Source organism: Bradyrhizobium sp. 172 (assembly GCF_023101065.1).
GTDB classification, from domain to species: Bacteria; Pseudomonadota; Alphaproteobacteria; order Rhizobiales; family Xanthobacteraceae; genus Bradyrhizobium; species Bradyrhizobium canariense_D.
Map to the genome: position 1 here is coordinate 4,663,803 of NZ_CP064701.1, position 18,990 is coordinate 4,682,792.

Below are 18,990 nucleotides of genomic sequence, written 5' to 3' on the forward strand. Positions count from 1 at the left end.
GGTTCACTCCGCCGCGCGCGAATGCACGCTGCCGTGGCTGCGGTCGAGATCGCGCGAGAGCAACCGCCCCGCCGCGCCCGAGGCACGGCTGACGAGCTCGAGATAGCTCTTCGTCACGCGCGAGAAGTAATTGTAGATGATGACGGCGGGAATGGCGGCGACCAGACCGATCGCGGTGGCGAGCAGCGCCTCGGCGATACCGGGCGCAACGACGGCGAGGTTCGTGGTCTGCGACTTCGAGATGCCGATGAAGCTGTTCATGATGCCCCACACCGTGCCGAACAGGCCGACGAAGGGCGAGGTCGAGCCGATGGTCGCGAGCACACCCATGCCGACGCGGATGCGCCGCGCCTCCGCGCGCATGATCTCGGAGAAGCTCGAAGCCGCCCGCTCCTTGATGCCGGTGTCACTGGACAGGCCGGCCGACATCCGCGCCTCCCGCAGCGCCGCCGCCAGGAAGGACGGCAGGATCCCCGCTTTGGAGCCGAGCGCCATCTGCGCTTCCGCGAGCGAGCGCGCCTCCGCGATCTTCTTCAGCGCCGAGCGAAGCTTGGTCGCGGCGATCGACAGCTCGATCGACTTGGCGATCAGCACCGTCCAGGTCATCAGCGATGCAAAAGCGAGCCCGATCATCACCGCCTTCACGATGATGTCCGCCGACATGAACATCACCCAGGGCGACAATTCCTTCATGGCGGGCGCGATGCCGGCTGCAGTATCGGACTTTGCAGCCGCAGGCGCGGCAGCTTGCGGCGCCGCAGGCGGAGCAACAACCGGGGCCGGGCCGACCGGGGACGGCTGAGCCGTCGACTGGACCGGTGCCGCGGGCGTGGCCTGTGTCTGGGCGGAAACAGGGGATGCAAGCCAGGCGGCCGCCAGCACAAGAGCTGCGGCAAGGCTTGCTTGGAAGGACATGATCTTCATACTTCGGCCCAGTAGCGAATGAGGTTGTGATAGATACCCGTCAATTTGACCGTTTCGGGATCGTCACGCCCGAGCCGTTCCACCAGCGCCTGTATCGCGGTGTCGAGGTCAAAGATCATGCTCCGGGCTTGATCGTCCCGTATCATGCTCTGAAGCCAGAAGAAAGACGCAACCCGCGTTCCCCTCGTCACCGGGGTGACCAGATGGAGGCTGGTCGAGGGATAGAGCACGCAGTCCCCGGCCTGCAACTTGACTTCGTGCGAACCGTAACTGTCCTCGATCACAAGTTCGCCACCGTCGTACTCCTCCGGCTCGGCCAGGAACAGCGTCACCGACAGGTCTGTGCGGATGCGGAGGCCGGTCAGGCGGTCGCCGCGGATGGCATTGTCGACGTGCAGGCCGAAATGGTGGCCGCTGCTGGCTGCATAGCGGTTGAACAGCGGCGGGAATATCTGGAGCGGGATCGCCGCCGCGATGAAGCGCGGGTTCGAGGTCAGCGCCGAAATGATGCGGTTGCCGAGTTTTCGCGCGACTTCGCTGTCGGGCGGCAATTGCTCGTTGCGCTTGACCATCGCCGACTGCGAGCCGGCGGTGGAGCGCCCGTCCTCCCAATCGCTGGCGTCCATGATGCGGCGGAAATCCGCCACATCATCCTTGCTCAGAACGCCAGGCAGGCACGTCAACATGATCAGAACTTCGCCGTCGTCACGAGGTAGAACGCCCGTCCCGGCGCGACCGCCACGAAAGGCACGGCACTGCGATAGAACGAGTCGTAGTAGAGCTTGTTCGTCAGGTTCTGGGCGTAGAACTTCATGGTCCAGTTCTGGTCGATCTTCTTCTCGAGGAACGCGTCGAACCGCCAATAGCTCGGCAACTCGTTGGTGTTGGCCGCGAACGTGCCGCCATAGACCTTCGAGCGGTACACCGCCTGCCCGCCGAGTTCCCAGCCGCCGTCGAACTTGTACTTGGTCAACATGCTGAACGATTGGTGGGCTATGTTGGCGAGTTGCAGACCGAGATTCGAGGCAACGCCGCTCTGCGTGACCTTCGACTGCATCAGCACCAGGCCGCCAAAAATGCTCCAGCGGTCGGTGAGCTTGCCCTCGGCCTCGATGTCGATGCCCTGGATCCTGTAGGCGGCGCCCGAAGTCAGCACGCTGTTGACGGTCTCGCGCGCATTGTCCTTGGTCGTCTGGAACAGCGCACCGGTCACCAGCAGGTGACGGTCGGCAAGCTCCCATTTGGTGCCGAGCTCGATTGCCTTGTTGCGCTCGGGTCCGAGCAAAACGGTCGTGTTGGGCGGAACACCACCGTAATCGGTCGCGGTCGCATCAAGCTCCGACCCGAACGGATTGGCCGAGGTCGCATAGGCTGCATAAAGGCTGCCGATCGAGATCGGCTTGTAGACCGCGCCGACATTGTAATTGACAAGATCGGCGTTCATTTTTAGGGCGGGGGGCGCGTTGACTGACGCACTCATATTATAGCCGTCGTAGCGCACGCCGCCATTCACAATGATGGTGTCCTGCCAGTTCGCAGTGTCCATGACGTAGACGCTGCTGGTGTTGACACCATAGCGCGTGGGATTTCCAACCAGCGATGGCGTGTTGCTGAAGGGAATGTAGGTGTACTGCGGCGAGTAGAGGTTGACCCCCGTGACCGCTCCGTTGCTGGTCGAGCCGCCGCCGAATAGTTCCGACGAGAGGCCGGTGTAACGGTCGATCGAGATGTTCTCGTTGGCGTATTCCACGCCGAACACCGCGGTGTGCTTGACCCCTCCGGTGACGAGCTTGAAAGTGGCCTCGTTCTGGTTGGCCCACACGTCGACGTTCTGGAAGCGGCTCTGCGCGCTGGCCGTGGTGGTCCAGAGCAGCGGATTGGGGCTGGTCGTGTTCGGGTTCTGCGGCAAGGTGCCGATGTAGTTCAGCAGCGAGTGCTCGCCGCGAACCTTGCTGGTCAGCGTAATGGCATCGTTGACCTTGTACTCGATCGTTCCGGTGCCGAAATCCTGCCGTGCGGTCTGGAAGTCGCGATTGAGGAAGCCGTACCAGTTTCCGCGCGGAATGCCCGCCGACGTCACAGGGACATTGCCCTGCCTGTAGAAGGGCACGCCGAAATCCGGGTAGCCGCTAAGATCGGTGTGGACATAGTTCGTCGTGATCTTGATGTCGTTGGTCGGGGTGTACTTGGTCGAGATGAAAGAACCCCAGCGATCGTCGGTGATATAGTTGCGGCCGGCGACGTTGGCGTCCTGGAACAGGCCGCCCACGCGCACGGAGAAGGTCGGATCGACGACCTGGTTGACGTCGAGCGTGACGCGCTTGGTTCTGTCGGTGCCGAACTCGGTATCCATCCGCTTGAAATTAACGTCGCCCGCCTGCTTGGTGACGATGTTGATGGCACCGCCAGCGGTGCCGCGGCCGGCGTAGGACGAGGCGGGGCCCCGCAGGATCTCGATCTGCTCGGTGAAGAAGTTTTCGCGGATTGAGACCGCGGGATCGCGGATACCGTCGATGAAGACGTCGTTGCGCGCATCGAAGCCGCGGATGAAGAAGCGGTCGCCGAACGCGTTGCCCCCCTCCCCCGAACCCAGCGTCACGCCGGCGGTCGACCGCCCGATCTCCTTCAGCGTCGTGGCGTTCTTGTCCTCGAGAACTTCCTTGCTGAGCACGGTGATGGTCTTCGGCGTGTTCAGCATCGGCTCGGGAAACTTGCCGGAGGCCTGGACGTGGTCGACCTTGTATGGCGCCGCCGGATCCGAATACGGATTGCGGTCAACCTCGCCGGACGGCGTGGTGGGAGCGGTCTGCTGCGCCGCCTGCTGCCGCTGCGCGGCGCGGCGAAGCGCATTGCGCGCGCGGACCTGATCCGCCGTCGGCTTCGAAGCCACCGGGCGCGGACGCGCGACCGGCGCATCGACCGTCACCGGCGGCAGGTTCGACTGCTGCGCCTCCGCGCCGCTCGACACCGATGCTGCTGCGATCAGGCCCGCGACAGCGGAGACCTTCTTGCCGGAAACGCTCGTGAACTTTTCATCGAATGCTGCGACCGAACGCAACGACTTCGGTGCGACCACCTGCCCCATTACCAAACACGCCCCATATTCCAGTTCGCCCATTCACTTCGATGAGCGATTGGAGTGTTGGTATCGGCCGCAAAATTGCGGGTCAATGCGAGTAAGCCGCGAGAACGCTTGAATAAGTCCAGATCAAAGCGATTCTAAACTGCCGTTTGAAATCGTTCTAAATCGAGATTGGAGTCGTTCTAAAGAGCGCGTGAAAATGCTGCTAAATCGGCGGTCGCGGGCGCATGGTCAATCGCTGCTTGGCGGCTTCATCAACGAGAACAATTCATCGACGGTCTTCCGCGCCACCGCGCGCACGCGGTCGCTGTCGTCCATGCCTGCGATGTTGACGCCGTTGACGACGGCTCTGATCTCGTCGCGGAACTCGGTGAGAAAGCGCAAGGGATCACGCTGCTCGTTGGCGACGCGTGCGATCAGTCCCGTGATCAGGATCTGACACGCGATCAGCTTGCCGTTCAGTTCGTCCATGCTGCGCTCCCGTTGTGGCGCGTCGATATGACCGATGCCGATTTCCCTGACAACCGAAACTGCACGATTAGAACCGTTCCTGCCAGCCGTCGCCTTGCGGCCCATGCGCGGCGCCGCTCAGTCCAGAGCACACCGCTTTCGAGCATTGCACAAACTTTGCACGCTGATCGTTCCTGAGGGGGGAATGCAGCACGGCACACCGTAGTGACACGGAGCTGCCTAACCCGTGCAAAGCTTTCCAATTGTTTAGGATTCTCAACCGATAGTGCTGTTTACACTGGAACTTGGCGTGTATTATACAAGCCTCCTGGAACCCTATGATTGCCTCATAATTCGTAGCTTAGGGCATAAGAGCCGACACGAGACGATATGAAAAAGTCCCGGCCGATCCTCTGGATTCTGATCATCGCGGCCGTGGCCTCCGCAGGTTACTATGGTTGGCAGAAATTCGGCTCGCCCGACGCCGGAAAAACCCAGACCGCACAAAAGGGGCCGCAGCGCCCGTCCGCCGTCCCCGTGAGCGTTTCGCCAGTTCAGAAGGTGGACTTTCCGGTTTACCTGACCGGTCTGGGCACGGTTGCGGGCTTCAACACCGTCCAAGTCCGGACCAGGGTGGATGGCCAGATCGACAAGATCGCCTTCACCGAAGGCCAGATCGTCAAGGAGGGCCAGCTTCTCGCCTCGATCGATCCCCGTCCCTATCAAGCCACGCTCGACCAGGCCAAGGCCAAGAAGGCCCAGGACGAGGCAAATCTGGCCAACGCCAATCTCGAGCTCCAGCGCGCCATGAAGCTCGGCGAATTCGCCACCGCCCAGCGGGTCGACACCCAGCGCTCCACGGTCGCCCAGCTCACCGCACAGATCGCCGCCGATGATGCTGCGATCTCCAACGCGCAGACCCAGCTCGACTACACCCAGGTCAAGGCGCCGATCACCGGCGTCGCGGGCCTGCGCCAGGTCGACATCGGCAACATCGTCAACGCCTCGACGCAGACCGGCATCGTCACGATCTCGCAGGTCGAGCCGATCTCGGTGATCTTCACCGCGCCAGAGGATCAGCTGCCCTATATCAGCGAGGGCCAGAAGGCCGGCGCGCTCAGGGTGATCGCCTTCACCACCGACGGCAAGAAGACGCTGGCCGAGGGCAAACTCGCGGTCATCAACAACCAGGTCGACACCAGCAGCGGCACGATCCGGCTCAAGGCGGTGTTCGACAACAAGGACCACGCGCTGTGGCCCGGGCAGTCGGTGTCAACGCGCCTGCTGGTGCGCACCCTCAAGGATGCGACCGTTGTCCCGGATGATGCGGTCCAGCACTCCACCAACGGCCTCTACGCCTATTCTGTCAATCAGGACAACAAGGCCGAGGTGCACAAGATCAAGGTCAGCTACAGCATCGACGGACGTTCCGTCGTCGACGAAGGGCTGACGCCCGGGCAGCAAGTGATCACCGGCGGCCAATTCAAGGTCCAGCCCGGGAGCCTCGTCTCCACGGCCGTGGCGAGTACGGATCCGGCCCAGAACAAGGTCCGACAGGAATGAACGCGGGCGGGATTTCGGCACCTTTCATCCGTTATCCCATCGGCACCTCGCTGCTGATGGCCGGCATTCTCTTCGTCGGTCTCGTCGCCTATCCCCTGCTGCCGGTCGCGCCACTGCCGCAGGTAGACTTCCCGACCATCCAGATCACAGCCAATCTGCCGGGCGGCAGCCCAGAGACCATGGCTTCGTCGGTGGCCCAGCCGCTCGAACGGCAATTCGCCCAGATCCCGGGCATCGCCCAGATGACCTCGACGAGCTATCTGGGCACCGCGTCGATCACCATCCAGTTCGACCTCAACCGCAGCATCGACGGCGCCGCCAACGACGTGCAGGGCGCCATCAACGCCGCGAGCGGTCAGCTGCCGAAGAACCTGCCGTCGCCGCCGACCTACCGCAAGGTCAACCCGGCCGACGCGCCGATCCTGCTGCTGTCGGCAACCTCAGACACATTGCCGCTGACCAGCGTCAGCGACGCGGTCGACGCCCAGCTCGCCCAGCAGATCAGCCAGCTCTCCGGCGTCGCGCAGGTCTTCATCGGGGGCCAGCAGAAACCGTCTATCCGCATCCAGATCGACCCGGCCAAACTCGTCGCCAAGGGCCTGTCGATGGAGGACGTGCGCAGCCAGATCGCGATCACCACGGTCGACAGCCCCAAGGGCAACATCGACGGCCCGAAGCGCGCCTACACGATCTACGCCAACGACCAGCTCACGCAGGCCAAGGACTGGAACGACGTCATCATCGCTTATCGCAATGGCGGTCCCTTGCGAATCCGCGATGTCGGCCAAGCGGTCAGCGGCGCCGAGGACGCCAAGCAGGCGGCCTGGGCCAACGGCAAGCGCGGCGTGTTCCTGGTGATCTTCAAGCAGCCGGGCGCCAACGTTATCGAAACCGTCGACCGGATCAAGGCCACCCTGCCTCGCCTCGTCGCCGCGATCCCGCCCGCGATCAAGATCGAGCTCATCAGCGACCGCACCACGACGATCCGCGCCGCGGTCGAGGACGTCCAGTTCACGCTGCTGCTGACCATAGCGCTGGTGGTCATGGTCATCTTCATTTTCCTGCGCAGTTTTTGGGCGACTGTCATTCCCACAATCACAGTGCCGCTGGCGCTGCTGGGCGCGTGCGCCTTGATGTGGGTCGTCGGCTATTCGCTCGACAATCTATCGCTGATGGCGCTCACCATCGCGGTCGGATTCGTCGTCGACGACGCTATCGTGATGCTCGAGAACATTACGCGCTACATCGAAGAAGGCGAATCGCCGATGGCGGCGGCCTTCAAGGGCTCCAAGGAAATCGGCTTCACCATCGTGTCGATCAGCATCTCGCTGGTCGCAGTGCTGATTCCACTGCTGCTGATGGGCGGCATCATCGGACGCCTGTTCCGCGAATTCGCCGTCGTGCTGGCGATGACAATCTTCGTCTCGATGTTCGTGTCGCTGACCCTGACGCCGATGATGGCCTCGCGCTTCCTGCGCGCCCATGGCGAGGTCACCCACGGCAAGTTCTACCAATGGAGCGAGCGCGGCTTCGATGCAATGTTGCGCGGCTACGAATGGGTGCTCGACCATGCCCTGAGCTGGCGCCGCACCACGCTCACGATCTTCTTCGCCACCCTTGCCCTGTCGGTCTATCTGTTCGTGCTGATCCCGAAAGGCTTCTTCCCGCAACAGGACGTCGGCCTGATCACGGCGACCTCGGAAGCCTCCCAGGACATCTCGTTCGCGGAGATGCAGCGCCGCCAGGTCGAGCTCGGCAAAATCGTAATGGACGACCCCGACGTCGCAACGATCGCGATGAACATCGGCGGCAGTGGCCGCGCCGGCAACAACGGCAACATGTTCATCACGCTGAAGCCGCTCAGCGTCCGCAATGCCTCGGCGCAGCAGATCATCGCGCGGCTGCGTCCCAAGCTCGAGAAGGTGTCCGGCGCCCGCCTCTACATGCAGGCGGCCCAGGACGTCCGGCTCGGCGGCCGGCCGACGCGTACGCAGTTCGAGTTCACCCTGCAGGACGCCGATCTCGCCGAGCTCAATGACTGGGCGCCGAAGATTCTCGCCAAGATGCAGACCTTGCCGCAACTGCGCGACGTCGCGACCGACCAGCAGACCCAAGGCACCACGGTTCAGCTCAAGATCAACCGCGATACGGCTGCGCGTTACGGCATCCAGCCGCAGCTGATCGACGACACGCTGTACGACGCCTTCGGACAGCGCCAAGTCACGCAGTATTTCACCCAGCTCAACACCTACAAGGTGATTCTCGAGATCCTGCCGGAGATGCAGGGCAGCCTCGAGAGCCTGAACAAGCTCTACCTGAAGTCTCCGCTAACCGGCGACCAGGTGCCGCTGTCGACCTTCGCGACCTGGAGCACCGATCCGGTTCGCCCGCTCTCGATCAGCCACCAGGGCCAGTTCCCGGCGATCACGATCAGCTTCAACCTCGCCCAGGGCGTCGCGCTCGGCCAGGCTACGGAGGCCGTGCAGAAGGCGATGGCGGACCTCGGCGCGCCGCCGACGCTCAATTCGAGCTTCCAGGGCACGGCACAGGCGTTCCAGCAGTCGCTCGGCACCGTGCCGCTCCTCATCCTCGCCGCGCTGGTCGTGGTCTATCTGATCCTCGGCATCCTCTACGAGAGCTACATCCATCCGATCACGATTCTGTCGACTCTGCCCTCGGCCGGCGTCGGCGCGCTCGCGATCCTGATGGCGGCGGGCTTCGAGTTCAGCCTCATTGCTTTGATTGGAGTCATTCTGCTGATCGGCATCGTGAAGAAGAACGGCATCATGATGGTGGACTTCGCCATCGCCGCGGAGCGCGACGAGCACAAGACGCCGGCGGAATCGATCCGGCAGGCAGCGCTGTTGCGCTTCCGTCCGATCATGATGACGACGATGGCTGCCCTGCTCGGCGGCGTGCCGCTGATGCTCGGCCACGGCACCGGCGCCGAGATTCGCCAGCCGCTCGGCTACGCCATGGTCGGCGGTCTGATCGTCAGCCAGGCGCTGACGCTGTTCACCACCCCGGTCGTCTATCTCTATCTCGACGAGCTCAACAACTGGTTCTCGGGCTGGGGCCGCAAGGGTGGCGGCGAAGGCGACGAGACGGTCGAGCACGGCACCGTTAAGGAAGCTGCCGAGTAGCAGCTTGCACCGCGCGCCTCACGACGTTACAGCGAGGCCTTCGGTTCACGTCAACGCGGTCTTGCCATGCCCTTGCAATCCAGACTTGTCGCCTTAGCAGCCGCTCTCCTGGTGTCGGCGGGTGCCGCGCATGCCCAGCAAGGCGCCAAGAAGAACGCAGCTCCGTCTGCCCCGGCGGCACAGCCCGCACCGGCTCCGACGCAGCCGCAGGCTGACGGCGCTGCGGCGCAGCAGCCCGGCTGGGTCGTGCGCTGCACCAGCGTCAGCCGCGACGCACCGCTCGAATGCGCGATGGAGCAGAACGCGGTGCTGACCAAGACCGCCCAGACCATCGTTCTGATCAACATCCGCATCGCGCCCGACACCCGCACACCGGTGGCGCTGCTGCAATTGCCGCTTGGCCTCAACCTTCCCATCGGCGCCAAGCTCCAGGTTGACGAGGGCAAGACGGTCGATCTCCAGATCCAGACCTGCGAGAACCGCGGCTGCTACGCCTCCTCGCCGATCGCGCCGGACCTGCTTGCGACTTTGCGGTCGGGCAAGCAGCTCAAGGTCTCCTTCCAGAACATGGCGAAGGAAACGATCGCGATCCCGATGCCGCTCGGCGATTTCGCGGCGGCCTACGACAAGATCAAGTAGCGACGCCTCGCCGTTACTGTTGCATATCCATATTGCAGCCCAACGCCCCCGATACCGGGCGCCTCCAGGCGGAAATCGGTCAGTCCACGCCCAGATAAGCCTTCTGCACCTGCGGATCCTCCGCGAGCGCCGCCGCCGTGCCCGACAGCACGCTCTTGCCGACCTGGAGCACCGTGGCGAAATCCGAGACCTCCAGTGCGAGCTCGATCGACTGCTCGGCGAGCAGAATGGTCAGGCCCTCGCGATGCAGGCGGCCGAAGGTCTCGTACATGGACTCGACCACCGCCGGCGCGAGACCGAGCGAAGGTTCATCCAGCATCAACAGCTTCGGCTCGCTCATCAGCGCGCGCCCGACCGCGAGCATCTGCCGTTCGCCACCGGACATGGTGCCGGCACGCTGGTTGCGGCGTTCCTTGAGGCGCGGAAAGATCTCGTAGACACGTTCGAGCAGCGTGGCCTGGCGCGACTTGTCGCGCAGCGGCGTTGCGCCAAGCATCAAATTGTTCTCGACGCTCTGCTGCACGAACAGCCGCCAGCCTTCTGGCGACAGCGCCAGCCCCTTGCGCACCATCGCAAAGGCTCTTTCGCCGGCGATATCCTCGCCGCGAAAGCGGATCGATCCGGAATGCACGGGAATAAGGCCGGCGATCGCGTTCAGCGTCGTGGTCTTGCCGCCGCCATTGGAGCCGAGTAGCGCCACGACGCTGCCTTCAGGAACCTCCAGCGAGACGTCGGACACGCCGATGAGATCGCCGTAGCGCACCTCGAGGTGCTCGATCCGCAGCAACGGCCCGCTCATAGGTCGGGCCCGCCCATCAGTTCGACCGGCGTGTGGCCGGCCGCTGCCTTGGCTGCACGCTTGCCGAGATAGGCCTCGATCACCGCCGGGTTGGATGTGACCTCGCGCGGCGATCCGCGGGCGATCTCCTTGCCCTGGTGGAACACCATCACGCGGCTGGCGAGTGACATGATCACTTCCATGATGTGCTCGACGATCACAAGGGTGATGCCGGAACGATGGATGTCGCGCACGAGGTCGATGGCGAGCCTCACCTCATGGGCGTTGAGGCCGGCCATGGCTTCGTCGAGCAGAAGCACCTTCGGTTCGGTTGCCAGCGCCCGCGCGATCTCCAGCCGCTTGCGACCGGGGGTGCCGAGCGAGCGCGCCGGCGCATCCGCAAGCCTGATCATGCCGACGCGCTCGAGCACCGCGCGCGCCCTGGTCTCGGCGTCCTTGCGATGCGAGGTGCGCAGGAACGCGCCGATCATGACGTTCTCCAGCACCGTCATGCCCTCAAATGTCTGCGGCACCTGGAAGGTACGAGCGAGCCCAAGCCCGGCGCGCAGCTCCGGCGCGAAGTCCGTGATGTCACGGCCCTCGAACAGGACGCAGCCCGAAGTGGTCTTGAGATCGCCAGTCAGGCAATTGAAGAAGGTGGACTTGCCCGCGCCATTCGGGCCGATCAGGCCGAGGATGTCGCCTTGCTCCAAGGTCACGGAGGCATCGTCCACCGCCTTGAAGCTTCCGAACGCCTTCGTAATTTCGCGTGCCTCAAGGAGCATGGCCAGCTCCCGTGTCCTTCGTCGGCTTGCTGCGCCGAGTGAACAGGCTGAGCAGACCGCCGGGCTGGAAGCGCGCGATCACCACGATGATCGCGCCATAGAGCACGAAGGTGAGCCCGGCGCCCTTGCCGCCGAGCCAGCTGTTCGAGATCTCCTCCAGCGGCACCAGGATCGCGGCACCGACCAGGGGCCCGAACAACAGCCCTGCCCCGCCCAGCGCCGCCATGATCAGGATTTTCACCGAAATCAGGATCCCGAACCCGGACTCGGGGTCGACGAAGCCGAACATCATGGCATAGAGCGCGCCGGCGACGCTCGTCAGCGCCGCGCTCAGCATGTAGGCGTAGAGCTTGGTGCGACTGGCGGGTGCGCCGAGCGAGCGCGCCGCGCGCTCGGAGTCCTTGATCGCGCGCAGGTAAAATCCCATGCGGCTGTTGGTCATCCACCAGGTGATCAACAGCGTGATCACGAGGATTGCGAGGAAGAGATAATAATACGGCAGCGACGACAGGAACGAGAGATCGAAGATGTTGCGCGGCACGGTCGGCCCTGAGAGCCCGACGGCCGCACCGAGCCATTCGGTGTTGGTCACGATCAGCCGCATCGTCTCGGCGACCGCGATGGTCGCCATACTGAAATAATGGCCCGACAGACGCAGCGTCGGCACGCCGATGATCGCGGCCAAGCCCACGGCGAGCACGATCCCGCCGGGGATGCCGAACAGGGGCGACAGGCCGAACTTTGCGTAGGATCCCATCGCGGCATAAGCACCGCAGCCGAAAAAGACGACGTGGCCGACCGAGACCTGGCCGGCATAGCCGCCGACGATATTCCACGCGGACGCTGCAATCGCATAAAGCAGCACCAGCGCGCCCAGACGCTGCTGGAACGGCGAGGACAGCAGCAGCGGATAGCAGATCGCGAACGCTGCGACGACCGAGAGCCAGATCAAGCGCCGCATCACAGCCTTCCCATCAGGTCTTGCCCATCAGGCCTTGCGGCCGGAACCAGAGGAAGAGCAGGAACAGGACATAGACGACGATGTCCTTGTAGATCGCGCCGATCAGATAGCCCGACAGCGATTCGATCATGCCGATCAGCAGGCCTGCGACAAGGGCGCCCGGCACACTGCCAAAACCGCCGAGCGACACCGTGACGAAGGCGACGATGCCAAGCGTCTCGCCGACGGTCGGCACGATGTAGAAGAAGTTCGCAATCAGCGCGCCGGCAAGCCCGGTGGCACCGGCCGCAATCGCCCAGGCGATCGCCTGCATGGTATCGGGACGGATGCCCATGAGCTGGGCCGCTGTTTGATCCTCCGCCACCGCCAGCATTTTCGAGCCGAGCGAGGTCCGCGTGAGCAGCAGATGCAGCCCGAGCGTGACCAGCAGCGCGACCACGCCGGCAAGCAGCCGCGAGGCCTCGATGCGCAGGCCCGCGAACGCATAAGTGCCGCCCACGATGTCCGGAGGCATCGACAGGAAGTTGGCCCCGAACCACCAGAACACGGAATAACGCAGCAATAGCGCAAGCCCGAAAGTGCCGAGGATCTGCGCCAGCATCGGTCCCTTCATGATATCGCGGATCAGGGCGAAATAGACGACGACGCCGACGGTCGCGAGCACCAGGGTTGCCAGCGGCGCGCCGAGGATCGGCCCTCCTCCCAACAGCGTGTAGACGACATAGGCGACGTACATGCCGAGCATGACAAAATCGCCATGCGCGAAATTGACGATGTTCATCATGCCCCACACCAGCGTGAGGCCTGAGGAAAACAGGGCATAGACAGCGCCAAGCAGAAGTCCGCCGACGATCACCTGCACGAGTACAAAGGACATGAGCCAGCGTTGCTCTGATCAAATCATTTCGAAAATGGCGGGGCGCGCAGCCCCGCCTTCAAATCTCACCAGCCCTTGTAGGGCAGCACCGGCGCCTTCGCGGCGTTGGCCTTCGGCCATACCGCGGTGTAGTTCTCGCCATCCTGGAGCTGGATGATGAGCCCGGAGGCGAGGATATTCTGGCCCTTGTCGTCAAACTTCACGCCCTTGTAACCCATCATCAATTGCTCGGGCTTCAGATCGGTCGTCTTCAACGCGGCCTGAATCTTTGCCGGGTCGGTCGAGCCGGCGCGGTCGATCGCGTCGGCCAGCACGAAGAAGCCCTGCATCTGACGGCCGACGGTGTCGTCCATCTCCTCGCCGCTCTTCTTCTTGTACATGTCGGCGATGATGGCCGATGGTGAGCCGGCCGGCCCCACCGACCATGACGAACGGTTGAAGACGCCTTGCGATATCTTGCCGACCGCCTTGATGAAGGAGGGATCGGAATAGCCGGCGTCATCGGCCAAAAGAACCGCCGGCTTGTAGTCAAGCGACTGCATGGTCTTGGCGAACAGGATCGCATCCGACGTGTAGCTGATCATGATGATCACGTCGGGCTTCTTCTCCTTGAGCTGGAGCACTTGGCCCTGAACGTCGGTCGCATTGACGGGATAGGCGACGTCAACTGCGATGGCTTGGCCCTTCTCCTTGAAGGCGGCGCTGATCGTGTTGGCGACCGAGGTGCCATATTCGGTGTTGTCGTGAACCAGCGCGATTGCATCGGTCTTGGCGCCCTGCGCCTTGATGTCGGCGAGGAAATCGACATAGGCCTTGGCGAAGTCGGTGGCGATCGGCGTGGTGCGGAAGAACCATTTGAAGCCGCGCTCGGTGAGATTGGCGGCGACCGACTCGGAGTTTAGAAAGGGAATGCCGTATTTTTCGGCGATGGCGCTCGAGGTCAGCGTGACGCCGGACTGATACGAGCCGAACACGGCGGCTACCTTGTCTTCCGTGATCAGGCGCAGCGCCTGGTTCTGGCCTGTCGCCGGGTTGCCCTGGTTGTCGGCGAACACGATCTCGATCTTGGCGCCGCCGAGGCCCGCAAGGCCTGCGTTCTTGGCAAGCGGCAGAGTGCCGAGCTCGGGATGAGCGTTGTTGATGATGTCCATTGCGACCTCGAGCGCCGCCTTGGCGTGCGCCCCGATCGAGGCGGTGCCGCCGGACATCGGCAGGATCGCGCCGATCTTGACGACCTTGTCCTGGGCCTGCGCGGCTGAAGCGAGCGCAAGGGACATCGCGGCCGCGCAAAGCAGCCCGGTGACGTGCTTCAATCTCATGAAATCAAACCTCCCAAGGGTTTCCCCAACCAGTTTTTTTGGAAGCTCGGCTAAGCGCCCGCTTCCGGTTGTTTATGCCTGGCGATGAGAGGATGGCATGCTGGCCCCGTACCGGCAAGTAAAACGGCTTGCCACGACGCTGCATGGACAAGCACCGACGTGTGGGCCGGGTCAGCGCCCTTACCCCATCACGTCGCTCGCCCGCAGCAGCGTCGTGAAACCGCCGTAGATCATGCGCTTGCCGTCGAACGGCATACCATCCAACTTCAGCCGCGGGTCCGCCATCACCTTCTTGTTGACGGTGTCGCGGGTCTCCCGGTCGCGATAGACGATCCAGGCGAACACCACGATCTCGTCCTCCTTCGCCATCACCGCGCGCGGAAACGAAGTCAGCTCGCCGTAGGGCACGTCGTCGCCGATGCATTCGACATAATCGAGCGCACCGTGCTCCATCCAAATCGCGCAGGCCGTTTGCGCCAGCGCCTTGTAAGCCTCGATGTTGTCCTTCGGCACGGCCAGCACGAAACCATCGACATAGGGCATCACGGATCTCCTTGGGTTGTGTGTCCGAAGGACGATGCGGTGCGTGACGATCCGACCAGGAACCGTGATTTTCGGATGAGGCAAACGGTCGCGCGCCGCCGCGGCGCTCCGCCGGAGCCCACGATGCCACGGCCCGCACGTCCCATGTGGACCGCAAAACATCCCTGCGTCGCAGCGCTTGCCAGCCCACAGCCGAGCGGGTAGAAACCCTCCACGCCTGAGCCGTGATTTGCGCGATAAGTGCCATCGGCCACAGCCGGACAAATCAACAAGCCATTGAATTTGTTCGGCTATTCCGTTGGGGAATGGTGTAACGGTAGCACAACAGACTCTGACTCTGTTTGTCTAGGTTCGAATCCTAGTTCCCCAGCCACCGCAGGTTAAGCAGCTCACAAACAGACCGTCAGAGGTTGCGCTCTCTTTGAGCGGTGCCGCTAAATCACGACGCGATCGAAGTCGGCGGCGATCCGCGTGTTTGGAAAAATCGCTGTCGCTTCGGCCAGAATCTCTTCGTCGCGATAACGCCCCGACATGTGATTCAGCACGAGTTGCCTGACGTTGTTCGCGGCGGCAAATGAAGCCGCCTCGCGCGCGGTGAGATGACCATAGTCCCGGGCGGTCGCGGCGTCGCGATCGAGGAAGGTCGCCTCGATCACCAGCAGATCGGCGTCGGCGACATGCCTGGACAGCCCGTCAGTGGTTTCGGTGTCGCCGATGACCACAAGCTTCCTGCCGCCGCTCGGCGGCCCCATGACGTCTTCGGGATAGATCGTGCGGCCGGCGATCACGACTGGTCGTGCCGCGGCCAGTTCTCCGCGCAGCGGCCCATCGGGAACACCGAGCTCGGCGAGGCGCTCCCGCTCAAGATGGCGGCGTGCCGGACTCTGGAAGCAAAAACCAAAGCTGTCGGTGTCGCGGTGACGGACCGGAAAGCAATCGATGGTGAAGTCGCCGGCGTCGATAACCTGTCCTTCGGTCAGCGGTGCGAACTCCACCGGGATCGGCGCCCTGCCCGCGCCCCACAGGCCGGCAAGCATGCGGATGACGATGTCGAGCGTGCCCTGGCCTCCATAGACGGTCATCGCGTCCGATTGCTGACGCAACCCCAGCGTCGAGAAGAGACCGGGGATACCGAGCACGTGATCGAGATGGGCATGCGTCAGCAGAATGCGGTCAAGCCGTCGAAAGCCCGCGCCGCTGCGCAGCAACTGGCGCTGCGTGCCCTCGCCGCAATCGATGAGGACGCGCTTGCCCGTGGCCTCCACCAGGAGAGCCGGATGGTTGCGCTCCGCCGACGGAACGCTGGCGGAGGTCCCAAGGAATGTCAGGGCGAACATGGTCGTCAGTATCCAGGCTTCGCCGCCCCCAATGCCACGTGAGCAGCAGCCCGTACAGAGCCCTCGATCGCGCATAGACCGCGGCAAGCAGTGGGTATCCCGCGATCTGATGGCCAGGCGCCGCCTCCGGCCCCCGACCGGCGGACAGATCTGGTTCCCGTTGCGTGGCCTCCTCATACCATCCGCCAAATTGCATGCTCGATACTCGGATCGATTTGCAGCCGAGCGACATCGACGCGGCGATGCAAGACAATGGAGATCGTGATGCCGCCCGGATTGACCGCCACTGACTGGGACTACGGCTCGATCAGCACATTGCTGAGCGCCCTGCACGCGCGCAAGCTTTCTGCGTCCGAGTTGATCGAGCATACGATCGCGCGCATCGAGGCGCTGGACGGGCAGATCAATGCCGTCATCGTTCGCGATTTCGATCGCGCACGAGACGCCGCGCGCGCCGCCGATACCGCACTTGGTCGCGGCGAGCGGCAGCCATTGCTCGGCATCCCCGTGACGTTGAAAGAACCGTTCAACGTCGCCGGCCTGCCGACGACGTGGGGCTTTCCGCATTTCAAAGATTTCCAACCCGCGGAGGACGCCCTTGTCGTCTCGCGGTTGAAGGCGGCGGGTGCTGTCATCATCGGCAAGACCAATATCCCGATCGGCCTCAGAGATTTCCAGAGCTACAATGACATCTACGGTACGACGAACAATCCGTGGGATCTCGGCCGATCGCCCGGCGGCTCTTCAGGCGGATCAGGCGCGGCGCTGGCTTCGGGATTCGGACCGCTGTCGATCGGCTCGGATATTGGCGGCTCGATCCGGGTGCCCGCGCATTTCTGCGGTGTGTTCGGACACAAGCCGAGCCTCGGCCTCGTCCCGCTGCGCGGATACAGCCTTCCGCCGGCACCGCCCGTTGCCGGCCAGGGTGATCTCGCCGTCGTTGGACCAATGACGCGCACTGCCTCGGATCTCGCACTCGCGCTCGACGTGATCGCCGGCCCCGACGAGACGCGCGACGGGATCGGCTATCGTCTTGCGTTGCCGGCCTCACGACACGACCAGCTCAGGGGTTTCAGGATTCTCGTGATCGATACGCATCCGTTGATGCCGACAGGCGATGCCGTGCGTTCCGCCATCGGGCGGTTGTCGGAACGGCTCGAACGATCAGGCGCACGCGTCGCGCGCTCGAGTGCGTCTCTGCCCGATCTCGCCGAATCCGCCCGCCTTTACATGAAGCTGTTGAACGCAGCGCGAAGTCCACGCCTGACACCGGCCGCCCTCGCAGAGGCGCAAGGAGTTGCCGCAGAACTCTCGCCCGACGACCGCAGCCTGCAGGCCGAGCGCGCGCGCGGCTGGGCGATGGTCCATCGCGAATGGCTGGCGACCGACGCGGCGCGCCTGCGGCTGCAACAACGATGGCAGGAGCTGTTCCGCGAGTTCGACGCAGTAATCTACCCGGCCGCCGCCGTACCGGCCTTTCCCCAGGACCAGTCCGAGCCGTTCGACGCGCGGCAACTCGATATCGATGGACAGCTCTATCCCTATGCCGATGCGTGCTTCATCTGGGCAGACCCCGCTTCGACCTGCGGACTGCCTGCAACGGCCGTTCCGATCGAGCGCACGCCATCGGGCCTGCCGATCGGCGTCCAGATCATCGGGCCTTATCTCGAGGACCGCACACCGATTGCGCTCGCCGGACTGATCGAACGCGCGTTCGGCGGCTTCGTCCCGCCGCCGTCGCTGTCTGCCACGCAATCGGTGAGATGATAGAGGCGAAGACGACAACGCTCGTCATGTTCTTGCAGTCGACTGCGCCTCGACCGCCTGCACCGCCACGCTCGCGACCTGCTGCAATGCCTCGCGGTCGGAGCCTGAGGACGCCATCACGCCCATGCCGACCGAGACGGCCGAAACGTAGCGCGCGAGTGCCGCGGGATCCGAGGTCGGCTTGAGATCGCCTTCGGCCTTGGCGCGAACAAAACGATCGCGAAGCTGGTCCTCGTTCTGGGCGCGCCGGGCGGCGAGTTCGAAGGGGACGCTTTCTGATCCGGTGCCGCATGCAATGCCGCCCTGCACGAGCAGGCAACCGGGCGGGTTGGCGGGATCGGTCTGCTTGTCGGCGATGCCCATCAGCATCCGTTCGGCGACGTCGCGGGCGGTGGGTGCCGCCACGACCTCGTCCATCCAGACGGTGCGCAGTTTGGTATAGCGGTCGAGCGCGGCCTTCAGCAGCCCTTCCTTGTTGCCGAAACAGGCATAGAGGCTGGGCGGATTGATCCCCATGGCTTCGGTCAACTGAGCGATCGTGGCACCCTCATAGCCATGGCGCCAAAACACTTCCATCGCCTGGTCCAACGCCGTTTCGGCGTCGAATTCGCGGGGGCGTCCCATGCCCATTTGCCTGTTCTCCTCGAAATCGGCGTCGTCCCTGACCCTAACGCCGGACCCTATCTCTTTGTTCTCGCTTTATTTTCTCTTCCACTTGCCAATTCTTGCGGTAAACCGCTACAATTTTCTTAGCGAATGGTACATAAGTATCTTGCGCTGCGGTATCCAGCTCCACATCTGTAGTGAACACTACATATCTGG

At 63.5% G+C, this 18,990-nt stretch carries 16 protein-coding genes and 1 tRNA gene; 5 read left to right on the forward strand and 12 right to left on the reverse strand.

Annotated elements, in window-relative coordinates; all coding sequences use genetic code 11:
• Nucleotides 1–3: 3 nt before the first annotated feature.
• The 4 genes from exbB to IVB07_RS22670 form a co-directional block, all read right to left on the reverse strand.
• Entirely contained in the window at nucleotides 4–924 is a 921-nt protein-coding gene (gene exbB / locus IVB07_RS22655) for a tonB-system energizer ExbB (RefSeq protein WP_085395901.1), read from the reverse strand.
• Nucleotides 921–1,610, reverse strand: coding sequence for a Fe2+-dependent dioxygenase (locus tag IVB07_RS22660; RefSeq protein ID WP_018459256.1), 690 nt, complete (start codon nucleotides 1,608–1,610; stop codon nucleotides 921–923). Before IVB07_RS22660 ends, exbB begins: the two co-directional genes overlap by 4 nt.
• 2 nt (nucleotides 1,611–1,612) lie before the next feature.
• Complete coding sequence (locus IVB07_RS22665) at nucleotides 1,613–4,009, reverse strand: TonB-dependent receptor (RefSeq protein ID WP_231188603.1); 2,397 nt, start codon at nucleotides 4,007–4,009, stop codon at nucleotides 1,613–1,615.
• Nucleotides 4,010–4,237: 228 nt separating this feature from the next.
• Nucleotides 4,238–4,477 carry a hypothetical protein gene (locus IVB07_RS22670; RefSeq protein ID WP_018459258.1) on the reverse strand — a complete coding sequence of 80 codons (240 nt, stop codon included), beginning with the start codon at nucleotides 4,475–4,477 and terminating at the stop codon, nucleotides 4,238–4,240.
• Between the two features lie 369 nt (nucleotides 4,478–4,846).
• Between IVB07_RS22670 and IVB07_RS22675 the strand changes: the two genes are divergently transcribed.
• The 3 genes from IVB07_RS22675 (at nucleotide 4,847) to IVB07_RS22685 (ending at nucleotide 9,801) form a co-directional block, all read left to right on the forward strand.
• A complete protein-coding gene (locus IVB07_RS22675) occupies nucleotides 4,847–6,019 on the forward strand; it encodes an efflux RND transporter periplasmic adaptor subunit (protein ID WP_018459259.1) in 1,173 nt (390 codons plus the stop codon).
• Nucleotides 6,016–9,162 (forward strand): efflux RND transporter permease subunit, encoded by a 3,147-nt coding sequence (locus tag IVB07_RS22680; RefSeq protein ID WP_018459260.1) that lies wholly within the window; start codon nucleotides 6,016–6,018, stop codon nucleotides 9,160–9,162. The genes IVB07_RS22675 and IVB07_RS22680 overlap by 4 nt, the downstream gene beginning before the upstream one ends.
• 66 nt (nucleotides 9,163–9,228) lie before the next feature.
• Nucleotides 9,229–9,801, forward strand: coding sequence for an invasion associated locus B family protein (locus IVB07_RS22685; RefSeq protein WP_026233765.1), 573 nt, complete (start codon nucleotides 9,229–9,231; stop codon nucleotides 9,799–9,801).
• A gap of 79 nt (nucleotides 9,802–9,880) precedes the next feature.
• Here the strand turns inward: IVB07_RS22685 and IVB07_RS22690 are convergent, their stop codons facing one another.
• The 6 genes from IVB07_RS22690 to IVB07_RS22715 form a co-directional block, all read right to left on the reverse strand.
• Complete coding sequence (locus tag IVB07_RS22690; RefSeq protein ID WP_247766686.1) at nucleotides 9,881–10,600, reverse strand: ABC transporter ATP-binding protein; 720 nt, start codon at nucleotides 10,598–10,600, stop codon at nucleotides 9,881–9,883.
• Nucleotides 10,597–11,364, reverse strand: a complete 768-nt coding sequence (locus tag IVB07_RS22695) for an ABC transporter ATP-binding protein (protein WP_018459263.1) — start codon at nucleotides 11,362–11,364, stop codon at nucleotides 10,597–10,599. The genes IVB07_RS22690 and IVB07_RS22695 overlap by 4 nt, the downstream gene beginning before the upstream one ends.
• Nucleotides 11,354–12,325 (reverse strand): branched-chain amino acid ABC transporter permease, encoded by a 972-nt coding sequence (locus IVB07_RS22700; RefSeq protein ID WP_018459264.1) that lies wholly within the window; start codon nucleotides 12,323–12,325, stop codon nucleotides 11,354–11,356. Before IVB07_RS22700 ends, IVB07_RS22695 begins: the two co-directional genes overlap by 11 nt.
• A gap of 13 nt (nucleotides 12,326–12,338) precedes the next feature.
• On the reverse strand, nucleotides 12,339–13,202 hold the full coding sequence (locus IVB07_RS22705) for a branched-chain amino acid ABC transporter permease (RefSeq protein ID WP_018459265.1): 864 nt from the start codon (nucleotides 13,200–13,202) through the stop codon (nucleotides 12,339–12,341).
• 65 nt (nucleotides 13,203–13,267) lie between these two features.
• A complete protein-coding gene (locus IVB07_RS22710) occupies nucleotides 13,268–14,521 on the reverse strand; it encodes an ABC transporter substrate-binding protein (protein ID WP_018459266.1) in 1,254 nt (417 codons plus the stop codon).
• A 180-nt stretch (nucleotides 14,522–14,701) separates the two neighbouring features.
• On the reverse strand, nucleotides 14,702–15,064 hold the full coding sequence (locus IVB07_RS22715; RefSeq protein WP_018459267.1) for a DUF1428 family protein: 363 nt from the start codon (nucleotides 15,062–15,064) through the stop codon (nucleotides 14,702–14,704).
• Nucleotides 15,065–15,363: 299 nt separating this feature from the next.
• Between IVB07_RS22715 and IVB07_RS22720 the strand changes: the two genes are divergently transcribed.
• Nucleotides 15,364–15,437, forward strand: a tRNA-Gln gene (locus IVB07_RS22720).
• A 61-nt stretch (nucleotides 15,438–15,498) separates the two neighbouring features.
• On the opposite strand, the gene rnz is transcribed toward IVB07_RS22720, so the two are convergent.
• Nucleotides 15,499–16,401, reverse strand: a complete 903-nt coding sequence (gene rnz / locus IVB07_RS22725) for a ribonuclease Z (RefSeq protein ID WP_018459268.1) — start codon at nucleotides 16,399–16,401, stop codon at nucleotides 15,499–15,501.
• 264 nt (nucleotides 16,402–16,665) lie between these two features.
• Here rnz and IVB07_RS22730 point away from each other — a divergent pair, with 264 nt between their 5' ends.
• Complete coding sequence (locus IVB07_RS22730; RefSeq protein ID WP_088930817.1) at nucleotides 16,666–18,168, forward strand: amidase; 1,503 nt, start codon at nucleotides 16,666–16,668, stop codon at nucleotides 18,166–18,168.
• Between the two features lie 24 nt (nucleotides 18,169–18,192).
• Here IVB07_RS22730 and IVB07_RS22735 read toward each other — a convergent pair whose 3' ends face one another.
• A complete protein-coding gene (locus IVB07_RS22735; RefSeq protein ID WP_018459270.1) occupies nucleotides 18,193–18,798 on the reverse strand; it encodes a TetR/AcrR family transcriptional regulator in 606 nt (201 codons plus the stop codon).
• Nucleotides 18,799–18,990: the final 192 nt, after the last annotated feature.